The following is an 11,118-nucleotide window of genomic DNA, read 5'->3' as shown; positions in this document are numbered from 1 at the left end:
CATGACCACCCAGCCCCCGGCCCTCGGCCGGCACGCCTCCGCCAGCGCAGCACCGAGACCGGCGTCGCCGGACATCTTGTGCCGTGACCTCGTGCGCATCTTCGTCACCGAGGGGATCGAGGTGCAAGCCCTGCAGGGCCTCAACCTCCGGGTCGAGGCCGGTGAGATCGTCGCTCTCGTCGGAGCGTCGGGCTCGGGGAAGTCGACGCTGCTGTCGATCCTCTCGGGTCTGGACAGGCCGACAGGTGGCACTGCGGAGGTCGCGGGCGCCGACCTGCTGACCCTCGGTCGCCGGGACCGCGTGAGGTACCAGCGTCAGACCGTGGGCTTCGTGTGGCAGCAGGCGGCCCGCAACCTCCTGCCATACCTGACGGCTGCGCAGAACGTCGCGCTGCCGCTGACCATCACCCGGGCACCAGACCGTCGGGGGAGGGCTCTCGAGCTGCTCGACCTGCTCGGCGTCGCGCACTGCCAGGGCCGCCTGCCCTCCCAGATGTCGGGAGGTCAGCAGCAGCGTGTCGCGATCGCCGTCGCCGTGGCCAACTCGCCGCGGGTGCTGCTGGCCGACGAGCCCACGGGCGAGCTCGACGAGGCGACCTCGGCCGAGGTCCTCGAGATGCTCCGCGCGGTCAACGCGGAGACCGGTGTGACCACGCTGATCGTCACGCACGACCCGACGGTCTCGGAGCACGTGGCCCGCACCGTGCAGATCCGCGACGGCCGGACCTCGACCGAGGTGCTGCGCCGCACCGAGACCGACGAGCACGGCACCGAGCGGCACGTCGCCGAGGAGTTCGCGGTCCTCGACAGGGTCGGCAGGTTCCAGCTGCCGCCCGACTTCGTCGAGAGCCTGGACCTCCGCGACCGCGTGAGGCTGTCGCTCGAGCCTGACCACGTGGGTGTGTGGCCCGACGGGTCGGTCCCTGTGCCGGGTCCCGTCGGACCGGCCGCTGGAGCCGGACGCCACCGTCCAGGTCCCGCTCCTCGGCACGCGGTGGCCGACGGCGCGACAGCTGACGTCACAGCAGGATCGACCGACGAGACGGGGGAGCAGCGATGAGCGCGACGCAGCGGACCGGCCCTGCGCTCCGGGCGCACGCTGTCAGCCGGACCTTCTCGACCCCTGCGGGCGACGTGCACGCCGTCTCCGACGTGTCTCTCGAGGTCGGCCGCGGCGAGCTCGTCGTGCTGCGTGGCACCTCGGGCTCGGGCAAGTCGACCCTGCTCCACCTGCTGGGCGGCATCGACGAGCCGACCTCGGGCCACGTCGAGGTCGACGGCGAGCGGCTCGACAGCCTGGACACCGCAGGGCGGCTCCGGCTGCGGACCACCGGCGTCGGGTACGTGCTGCAGTCCTTCGGCCTGGTCCCGGTGCTCTCGGCCGCCGAGAACGTCGAGATCCCGCTCCGGCTGCTGCGCACCGAGCCGCGGGAGCGCGACGCCAGGGTCCGCGAGGTGCTCGCGACGGTCGGCCTCGAGCGGCACGGCCACCAGCGTCCCTACGAGCTGTCCGGCGGGCAGCAGCAGCGTGTCGGGATCGCCCGGGCGATCGTCGCCAGGCCGTCGATCCTGCTCGCCGACGAACCCACGGGTCAGCTGGACTCCGCGACAGCGGCTACGGTGATGGACCTGCTGCACGACCTCGTGCACCAGGAGGGTGTCGCAGCGGTGGTCTCGACCCACGACCCCCTGCTCGCCGCCAGGGCGGACAGGGTGATCACCCTCCACGACGGACGTGTCTCCTGACACACTCTCGCGTGGCCCTCTGCGCTCCGGGTACAGTTGCATAGGTCAACGTCGTCTCTTCGTCGACGAGCGCTTCCCAGGTGCGGCACACGCCAGCATCCGGGCCGCTGTCGAACCGCTGACGCGTGGCCTCCTCGGGTACCCAGCGGCGCACCTGTGCGCTGCCCCGTTCCTTCCACACGGTGAAATGAGTTTCTCTATGTCTGTGCGCTCCGACCTGCGTAACGTCGCGATCGTCGCCCACGTCGACCACGGTAAGACCACCCTCGTCGACGCGATGCTGCACCAGTCCGGCGCGTTCGGATCCCACGCGCACGTCGACGAGCGCGCCATGGACTCCGGTGACCTCGAGCGCGAGAAGGGCATCACGATCCTCGCGAAGAACACCGCCGTCCACTACGCCGGTCCTGCCGCGATCGCCGCCGGCCAGCCCGACGGCATCACCATCAACGTGATCGACACCCCGGGCCACGCCGACTTCGGTGGTGAGGTTGAGCGCGGCCTGTCCATGGTCGACGGTGTCGTCCTCCTCGTCGACGCGTCCGAGGGCCCTCTGCCCCAGACGCGCTTCGTGCTGCGCAAGGCGCTCGTCGCCAAGCTCCCCGTGATCCTCGTGGTCAACAAGACCGACCGCCCCGACTCGCGCATCGAAGAGGTCGTCGCCGAGGCGACCGACCTCCTGCTCGGTCTCGCGAGCGACCTCGCGGACGAGGTCCCCGACCTCGACCTCGACGCGATCCTCGACATGCCCGTCGTCTACGCGGCAGCGAAGGTCGGCCGCGCGTCGACCGAGCAGCCCGCTGACGGCACCGCGCCCGAGAACCCGGACCTCGAGCCGCTCTTCAAGGTCATCCTCGACAAGATCCCGGCCCCGACGTACGAGGAGGGCGCGCCGCTCCAGGCTCACGTCACCAACCTCGACGCCTCGCCGTTCCTCGGCCGCCTCGCGCTGCTCCGCATCTTCAACGGCACGATCAACAAGGGCCAGACCGTGGCCTGGGCCCGCGCCGACGGCACGATGCAGAACGTCAAGATCACCGAGCTCCTCGAGACCAAGGCGCTCTCGCGCGTCCCCACGGACTCCGCAGGCCCCGGTGAGATCGTCGCCGTCGCCGGCATCGAGGACATCACCATCGGTGAGACCCTCACGGACCCCGACGACCCGCGTCCGCTGCCGCTCATCACGGTCGACGACCCGGCCATCTCGATGACCATCGGTATCAACACCTCCCCGCTCGCGGGCAAGGGTGGCAAGGGCCACAAGGTCACCGCCCGCCAGGTCAAGGACCGCCTCGACAAGGAGCTCATCGGCAACGTGTCGCTCCGCGTCCTGCCGACCGAGCGTCCTGACGCCTGGGAGGTCCAGGGCCGTGGAGAGCTCGCTCTCGCGATCCTCGTCGAGCAGATGCGCCGCGAGGGCTTCGAGCTCACCGTCGGCAAGCCGCAGGTCGTCACGCGCACCATCGACGGCAAGCGCCACGAGCCGATGGAGCGCATGACCATCGACGTCCCCGAGGAGTACCTCGGCGCCGTCACGCAGCTCCTCGCCCAGCGCAAGGGCCGCATGGAGACCATGTCGAACCACGGCACCGGCTGGGTCCGCATGGAGTTCGTCGTCCCCGCCCGTGGCCTCATCGGCTTCCGCACGCGCTTCCTCACCGACACGCGCGGCACCGGCATCGCCTCGTCGATCGCCGAGGGCTACGAGCCGTGGGCCGGCCCGATCGAGACCCGTGTCAACGGCTCGCTCGTCGCCGACCGCTCGGGTGTCGTGACGCCGTTCGCGATGATCAACCTGCAGGAGCGCGGCTCCTTCTTCGTCGACCCCACGCAGGAGGTCTACGAGGGCATGATCGTCGGCGAGAACTCCCGCAACGAGGACATGGACGTCAACATCACGAAGGAGAAGAAGCTCACCAACATGCGTGCGGCGTCTTCTGACACCTTCGAGAACCTGACCCCGCCGAAGCACCTCACGCTCGAGGAGTCCCTCGAGTTCGCCCGCGAGGACGAGTGCGTCGAGGTCACCCCCGAGGTCGTGCGCATCCGCAAGGTCATCCTCGACCAGAACGAGCGCTCGCGCGCCTACTCGCGCAACAAGAACGGCTGATCCACCCACGACCCGCGCCCTCACGGCGCGCGGGTCCTGTGCCGATGGCTGCCAGGTCCACCGACCCGGCAGCCATCGGCTTTTCCCAGGCGAGCACGCGCGGTCAGGTACCGCGCAGCACGGGGGCGTGCAGCACTTCCGCGGACGAAGGACTTCCATGATCACCGAGACGACCCTGCCCGACGGCCCCCTGCTCGTCGTGCACGCTCACCCCGACGACGAGACGCTCGCGACGGGCGGGCTGCTCGCGACCTGGGCGGCGGCGGGACGACCCGTGACCCTCGTGACCTGCACGCGCGGCGAGCGCGGCGAGGTCATCGGCACAGCGCTCGCGCACCTCGAGGGCGACGGTCCAGCGCTCGCCGAGCACCGCGAGGCCGAGCTCGCCGAGGCGCTCCGTGCGCTCGGCGTCGAGGACCACGTGTTCCTCGACGCGCTCCCCGGTCAGCCGGGTGCGCTCGCGCAGGGTCAGCGTCTCGAGGACTCCGGCATGGCCTGGGTGGGCGACGGAGCCCCCGGGGCCAGCAGCCAGGCCGGTGCGGCCACCGACGTGCCCGAGCGTGCGCTCGTGCGTGCCTCGCTCGAGGAGTGCGCCGAGCGTCTCGCCGTGCTGCTGCGTGACCGCCGCCCTGCCGTCGTCGTGACCTACGAGCCCGGCGGCGGCTACGGGCACCCGGACCACGTCCGAGCGCACCAGATCACCACGCGGGCTCTCGCCCTCGCAGCCGAGGCTGACGGTTCGCACGCGGCGCACGTGCCCGGCCACGTCTGGTGGAACGTCGTGCCGCCGCAGGTGCTGGCCGACGCGCGCGCGAGCCTCGCCCGCCGTGCCGAGGACGACCCGTGGTTCCAGGCCCTGCTGCAGACCCACCCCTCGGCCGCGCTCCCGCAGGGACCCTTGCCGGCTGTCGCCGAGCCCGCGCGCGAGGTCGTGGCGACGATCGACGTCCGCCCTGTCGTCGAGCAGGTCGAGGGGGCGCTGCGCGCGCACGCGACGCAGGTCCACTGGGTCGAGTCCGCCGACCCGTCGGGCACCCCGGGAGGACGGCCCACCGCGACAGTCCTGCCCGCGGCCGACGAGGTCCTCGGCTGGTACGCGCTGAGCAACGACGTGCTCGTCCCGTGGCTGGCGCACGAGTACTACGCGGCCGCAGAGCCGCAGGCCGAGCAGCCCGACGTCCAGCGCGCGGTCAGCGAAGGCCGGTAGCGTGTCCCGCATGTCTGGTCTCCCGCCCGCAGCCGCCCCGGTGCGCAGCCGGTCCTCCGTGGTCCTCGGCTACGTCGTCGCTCTCCTGCTCGGCGCGCTCGTCGGCCTGGTCGGCACAGTCGCGCACAGGCAGTGGCTGCCCTGGGTCCTCGTGCTCTGCCTCCTCGCGGTCCTGGCCGCAGCGGTGATGGTCCGTGCCTGGGTCGGCGGCGGAGGGCTCGTCGCCTACGGCCTCGGGTGGCTCGCCCTGGTCCAGGTCGCCGCGACCGCCGGCCCCGGGGGAGACGTCCTGCTCCCGGGCGACCCGTGGAGCTACGTGTGGATGGGTGGCGGCATGCTGATGATCGGCGTGGCGGCCTTCGCGCCGCGACGCTGGTTCACCGACTGACATCCCGTCACCCGCAGGGGACCCGCCCCGTACACTGGTCCGGCAGGGGGAGAGCATCCCACGCCAGTCCACGGGGTCATGCCCCTGAACCGTCGCGAGTGGAGCGAGCGTCATGAGCAGCAGTCCCGACGGCACGGACACCACGTCCGGACCGCCGACAGGTCCTGTCCCGGAGCCGACCGAGGGGACCGGCCCAGCCGTCCCTCGCGACGACGCAGAGGCTGAGACGACGCCCGAGGCGACCGAGAGCAGCGAGAGCACGCTCCCGGCGTACCCGGTGCTCGACCGCCCCCCTGTCGAGGACGCGTCGGCGGCCGAGAGCGAGCCGACGACAGAGCGCGAGCCGACGGCAGGGCGCGAGCCGACGACAGAGCGCGTGCCGTCCGACCCCACGACGTCCGCCGCTGCGACGCCGCCCTCCGCGGCTGACGAGGCGACCGACGACGCGCCTCACGGTGGCACGGCTGACGACGACGAGGCAGACCTGGCCGACGAGGACCTCGACGAGGCAGACCTGGCCGACGAGGACCTCGACGAGGTGGACCTCGACGACTCAGATCGTGACGACTCAGACCTTGACGACTCAGACCTTGACGACGACGACACCCTCGTCGTCCGTTCAGGGGACCGGACCGAGGTCTTCCCGGCGGTCCAGGCGACTGCGCCCGTCGCGACCGCAGCGGCGACCGACCCTGAACCCGTGCAGTCGACAGCCACCGAGCCTGCAGGATCCGCCGCCAGCGCAGCAGCAACCGGCCCGGCTGCGAGCACGTCAGCACAGTCCGCACCCCAGACGTCGACCGACGCCGCGAGCACGTCCGACCCATCGGAGGATTCTGTCCTGAGCGACTTCGACCGCGACGAGAAGTCCCGACGCTGGCCCCGCAACCTCCTCTGGACCGCGTGCGGCGTGCTCGTGCTCGCCGGCGCCTACGTCGGTGCGCAGTGGTACTTCGCCGACCGCATCCCGCGCGAGACGACTGTCGCCGGCATCGACATCGGCGGTCTGTCGAACGACGCCGCGATCGAGCGTCTGGAGTCAGAGCTCGGTGGTATCGCCGCCGAGCCCCTCCCGGTGACGGCGGGGGAGTCGACCACCACGGTCGACCCCGCAGCCGCCGGGCTCACCTTCGACGCGCGGGCCACCGTCGAGGGCCTCACAGCCTTCTCGCTGTCGCCGTCCCGTCTGCTCTCGCAGATCTCCGGCGGGGACGCCGTCGAGCCGGTCACGGTGGTCGACGACGCAGCGCTCGACGCCGCTGTCGCCACGATGTCGGTCGACCTCGAGGTCGAGCCGACGAGCGGGACCGTGAGCTTCGTCGACGGTGCAGCCGTCGCGACCGAGGCTGTCGAGGGCAGCGCCGTCGACGCCGAGGCGGCGACCGAGCTGGTCCGCTCGACGTGGCTGACCGCAGCCCGCCCGCTCGTCGTGCCGACCGAGGCCGTCGAGCCCGAGATCACCCAGGCCGAGACCGACGAGGCCCTCGCTGTCGCGGAGAAGGTCGCCTCTGCGCCGGTGACCGTCACTGTCGCCGACCAGAGCGCCGAGATCCCCGCCGAGACCGTCGCGGCCGCCGCGTCCATGACCCCTGTCGACGGCGCCCTCCAGCTGACCTTCGACGGCGAGCTCTTGGTGCAGGACGTCGTCGACCGCACCACCGACCTGCTCTCCGACGCCGCCGACGCGAAGTTCGTCTTCGTCGACGGCACCCCGCAGATCGAGGCCGGGCTGCCTGGCACGACGCTCGACCCGGCGGCCCTGGCCGCCGCCGTGCAGACCGCCGCGACGGGTGACGACAGGACAGCACCCGTCGAGCTGGTCGAGAGCGACCCCGCGCAGTCGACCGAGGCCCTCCAGGCCCTGGGCATCAACGAGATCGTGTCAGAGTTCTCGACTCCGCTGACCAACGAGCCCGTGCGCACCGAGAACCTGCGGATCGCCGCCGAGAAGGTCACGGGGACGCTCGTGCTCCCCGGTGAGGTCTTCGACCTGACCGAGGTCATCGGCCCGATCACGAAGGCCAACGGCTACCAGGAAGCCCACATCATCTCGAACGGGCAGATCGTCGACGGTGTCGGCGGAGGCCTCTCGCAGATGTCGACGACCACGTACAACGCCGGTTTCTACGCGGGCATGGTCGACCTCGAGCACAGGCCGCACAGCTATTGGTTCGACCGCTACCCGGAGGGTCGTGAGTCGACCCTGGCGGTCGGGCAGATCAACATGCGCTGGCGCAACGACTCGCCGCACGGCGTGCTCATGCAGTCGTACATCGCCGGCGGACGCCTCCACGTGGTCGCCTGGAGCACGAAGTACTACACGGTGACCGACAGCACGAGCGCACGCTCCGACGTCGTGGCCGCGACCATCGAGCACAAGTCGGGGGCCGGCTGCCTTCCGCAGAGCCGCGGGAACCCCGGGTTCTCGGTGACGGTCTCCCGCAAGGTCGCCGTCGCGGCGACGGGCGAGGTCGTCATCGACGAGTCCAACTCGTGGCGCTACAAGCCGCAGAACGGCGTCGTCTGCGACGCTCCTCCAGCGGGCTGACAGGCCCCTGCCCGACAGGCTCCACCCCACAGGCTCGGCCGTCGTGAGGGTCGCGGCGACAGCGATGTCGGCCGACGACCGTCACGCACGGTCGGCCCGCAACAGGCGAGGAAGAGAACATGCTCGGCAAGAGTGCACGCGAGTCCGGTCCGCACGCGCGACGGGCCGCCACGCTCGGCGGATGGTCTGACGTCGACGCGGAGCTGCTCGACCTCGGGTCGACCACGGCGACGCTGTCGACCGTCGCGAACCTCGAGAACCTCGCAGCAGTCGTGCACCTCGGTCACCCTGCGCAGCCGACCCCCGAGCTCGAGCGGAACCTGCTGTCGAGCGACAGGTCGCTCATGCTCACCGCAGCCGTCGCGGTGCCCTCCGAGTGGGTGTGGGTCGGGCGGACCGCCGACGCGACGGGGGTCGCGATCGTCGACGAGTCCGGCATGCGCGACTGCCGTCACGCGCTCCGCACCATGGGCGTGAGCCCGCACCTCGTCCCGACCACGACGTCGGTCGCGGAGCGCATCCAGCTCGCCGGGGACCACGGGACGCTCGTCGTCGAGCGCTCTGCCATCCCCGCAGGGTTCCAGGAGCTCCCCGGGAGCGCCGGCCTGCAGGCCGTCCCGCTCCTCTGGTACGGCCTGCTCGAGACCCCGGACGCCCCGGTCGTCTTCGACACGCCCGCCCAGGTGTGGCTGGCCTTCGGGCCGCGCGACGACCACCGCGGGTCGCTCCAGCAGTCGCTCGGGGTGTTCGCCGCCGCCGAGATCGACCTGCAGCACCTGCGCAGCCAGCGGTCGCAGGCCGGGCCGCACGTCTTCCTCACGTCCTTCACCTGCGAGAGCTCGGACGTGCTGGCCCACGTGGTCGCCGAGTTCGGTGCCCGGGGCGTGGAGAACCGCGTCCTGGCCGTGCTCACCGGCCAGCAGTTCTTGCCCGGCCCTGACGCGCTCACCCCGGTCTGGTCCGACGTCGAGGTCTCCGCGCCGTGAGCGTGCCGGTGCCCGCTGCGGTGCCGGCACCCGCGCCGACGCTCGGCGGTGGCCCCGTGACGACGCTCGCCTACCTGGGGCCCGAGGGCAGCTTCACCCACCAGGCTGCGACCGGCTGGTCCTCTGACGAGACCACCCTCGTCCCGCTCCGGACCGTGCCCGAGGTCTTCGCCGCCGTGGCCTCTGGGGAGGCCAGCCACGGCGTCGTCGCCATCGAGAGCTCGGTCGAGGGCTATGTGGTCCCGTCCCTCGACGCGATCGTCTCCGCGCCTGAGGTCGTCGCGGTCGACGAGGCCTTCGTCTCGATCACCTTCGACGCCTTCGTGCTGCCGGGCAGCGACGCGCCGCCCCAGCAGGCGACGGCGCACCCGCACGGTCTCGCACAGTGCCAGGGCTTCGTCGACAGGCACGGCCTGCTGCCCGTCCCGGCGTCGTCGAACGCCGCGGCCTGCCGCGACATCCAGCCGGGCCAGGTCGCGCTCGGCCCGCCCCTGTGCGGAGAGCTCTACGGACTCACCACGTGGGAGCAGGGGGTCGAGGACTTCGCAGGTGCTCGCACACGCTTCTTGCTCCTCACCCGTCGTGATGCCGTCTCGCCGCGCCAGGACGAGGCACCCGCGACCTGGCGGTCGATGCTCGCCGTGACCCCGCACCTGACAGGTCCCGGGGTGCTGGCCCGCATCACGGCGGCCTTCGGCGCGCGCGGGGTGAACCTCTCGAGCCTCATCACGCGCCCTGTCAAGGCGCTCGAGGGACGCTACGTCTTCATCCTCACCGTCGACGCGGCCCCGTGGTCTGGTGACCTCCACGAGGTCCTGCGCGGTCTGCTCGACGCCGGGGACTCGGTCAAGACCCTCGGCGTCTTCCCGTCCCGCGGAGAGCTCGACCGCACGGTCGACATCGACAGGGTGCCCGCAGGCAGCGTCCGCTCGGGCTCGACCCCCGCAGACCTCGACCGGGGGCTCCTGTGGGGCGACGAGGGGCGTGAGGTCGACCGCGGGGGAGAGCCCCGAGCCGGGGCGTCCCGTGCGGGGGAGCCCCGCGGTGACGAGGCCCTCAGAGAGACCCGCGGCGGAGAGGTCGACGCGTCATGAGCCAGCGTGCCCAGCACGTCGCCGTCGTCGGTCTCGGCCTCATCGGCGGCTCTGTCGCGCAGACCCTCGTCGCCGACGGGCGCCGGGTCACGGGCTGGGACCCCGACGCGCCGACCCGCGAGCTCGCGGGTGCCGCGGGTGTGGAGGCCGTCGCGACCCTCGAGGAGCTCGCCGCCTCAGGAGCCCCGCTCGTCGTCGTGGCGGTCCCGCTCCGCGCGGTCCGGGCGACTGTCGAGAGGCTCGCCGCATCGTTGCCCGCCTCGACGGTCCTCACGGACGTGGCGAGCGTCAAGGGCCCGGTCCGCGATGCTGTGCAGGCTGCCGGGCTCGGCGACCGCTACGTCGGCGCCCACCCGATGGCAGGCACCGAGCACAGCGGTTTTGCCGCGGCCGACCCGGATCTGCTCCGCGAGGTCCGCTGGGCGGTCACCCTCGACGAGACGACGCGCCTCGACGCGTTCTTGACCGTTGCCGAGATGATCACGGGTCCCTTCGCGAGCGTCGTGCACCCGCTCTCCGACGACGTGCACGACGCGGCCGTGGCGCTCGTCAGCCACGTGCCGCACGTCGTGGCGACCGAGCTCCTCAACCTCGTCGTCGGCTCGCCGGTGAGCGAGGTCGCGCAGGGGCTCGCAGCCGGGAGCTTCCGCGACGGCACGCGGGTGGCTCGGACGACCCCGCGCAGGACCCAGGCGATGGTGACCGACAACGCGGGCTGGGTGGCCGCAGCCCTCCGGCGGGCGGCCCGCGACCTCGAGGTGCTGGCTTCTCGGCTCGAGGAGGGCGCTCAGGTCGACGAGTTCTTCGACCGCGCCGACCCGCTCCGTGGCGCGCCAGCGCCAGACCGGTCGACCCGGTCTCTCCAGATCGGCGCCGACGGGTGGCAGACGGACCTCACCGAGCGTGGTCGCCAGGGCGCGCAGGTCCTCGCGGTCGACCCGGCTGCTGCGAGCGTCGAGCTCAGCGAGCCGCAGGCCGGCTGACCGCCCGGCTCGACGGCTCACGGCCCGCAGGCTGACCCACCTGCCCACCTGCCCAC

General features: G+C 72.1%; 9 protein-coding genes. All 9 read left to right on the top strand.

What is annotated here, in order from left to right; translation table 11 throughout:
* The first annotated feature begins 1 nt into the window (after position 1).
* The 9 genes from HZZ10_RS13450 (at position 2) to HZZ10_RS13410 (ending at position 11,062) form a co-directional block, all read left to right on the top strand.
* On the top strand, positions 2 to 1,060 hold the full coding sequence (locus HZZ10_RS13450) for an ABC transporter ATP-binding protein (protein WP_179913890.1): 1,059 nt from the start codon (positions 2 to 4) through the stop codon (positions 1,058 to 1,060).
* The gene (locus HZZ10_RS13445; RefSeq protein ID WP_179913889.1) at positions 1,057 to 1,746 is read left to right on the top strand and encodes an ABC transporter ATP-binding protein; all 690 of its coding nucleotides are present in this window, start codon (positions 1,057 to 1,059) and stop codon (positions 1,744 to 1,746) included. Before HZZ10_RS13450 ends, HZZ10_RS13445 begins: the two co-directional genes overlap by 4 nt.
* A 199-nt stretch (positions 1,747 to 1,945) precedes the next feature.
* Positions 1,946 to 3,856, top strand: coding sequence for a translational GTPase TypA (gene typA, locus HZZ10_RS13440; protein ID WP_056129475.1), 1,911 nt, complete (start codon positions 1,946 to 1,948; stop codon positions 3,854 to 3,856).
* Between the two features lie 157 nt (positions 3,857 to 4,013).
* The gene (locus HZZ10_RS13435) at positions 4,014 to 5,063 is read left to right on the top strand and encodes a PIG-L family deacetylase (RefSeq protein WP_179913888.1); all 1,050 of its coding nucleotides are present in this window, start codon (positions 4,014 to 4,016) and stop codon (positions 5,061 to 5,063) included.
* A 10-nt stretch (positions 5,064 to 5,073) separates the two neighbouring features.
* Positions 5,074 to 5,451 carry a DUF6113 family protein gene (locus HZZ10_RS13430; RefSeq protein ID WP_056130748.1) on the top strand — a complete coding sequence of 126 codons (378 nt, stop codon included), beginning with the start codon at positions 5,074 to 5,076 and terminating at the stop codon, positions 5,449 to 5,451.
* Between the two features lie 112 nt (positions 5,452 to 5,563).
* Entirely contained in the window at positions 5,564 to 7,999 is a 2,436-nt protein-coding gene (locus tag HZZ10_RS13425) for a VanW family protein (protein WP_179913887.1), read from the top strand.
* A 119-nt stretch (positions 8,000 to 8,118) separates the two neighbouring features.
* A complete protein-coding gene (locus HZZ10_RS13420; protein ID WP_056129481.1) occupies positions 8,119 to 8,985 on the top strand; it encodes a hypothetical protein in 867 nt (288 codons plus the stop codon).
* Positions 8,982 to 10,079: a prephenate dehydratase gene (locus tag HZZ10_RS13415; RefSeq protein ID WP_308507578.1), complete on the top strand. Its 1,098-nt coding sequence runs from the start codon at positions 8,982 to 8,984 to the stop codon at positions 10,077 to 10,079. Before HZZ10_RS13420 ends, HZZ10_RS13415 begins: the two co-directional genes overlap by 4 nt.
* Positions 10,076 to 11,062, top strand: coding sequence for a prephenate dehydrogenase (locus HZZ10_RS13410; protein ID WP_179913886.1), 987 nt, complete (start codon positions 10,076 to 10,078; stop codon positions 11,060 to 11,062). Before HZZ10_RS13415 ends, HZZ10_RS13410 begins: the two co-directional genes overlap by 4 nt.
* Positions 11,063 to 11,118: the final 56 nt, after the last annotated feature.

Source organism: Sanguibacter inulinus, from assembly GCF_013415325.1.
In the GTDB taxonomy this organism is placed as follows: Bacteria; Actinomycetota; Actinomycetes; order Actinomycetales; family Cellulomonadaceae; genus Sanguibacter; species Sanguibacter inulinus.
This window is presented reverse-complemented; position numbering and strand designations above follow the sequence as displayed.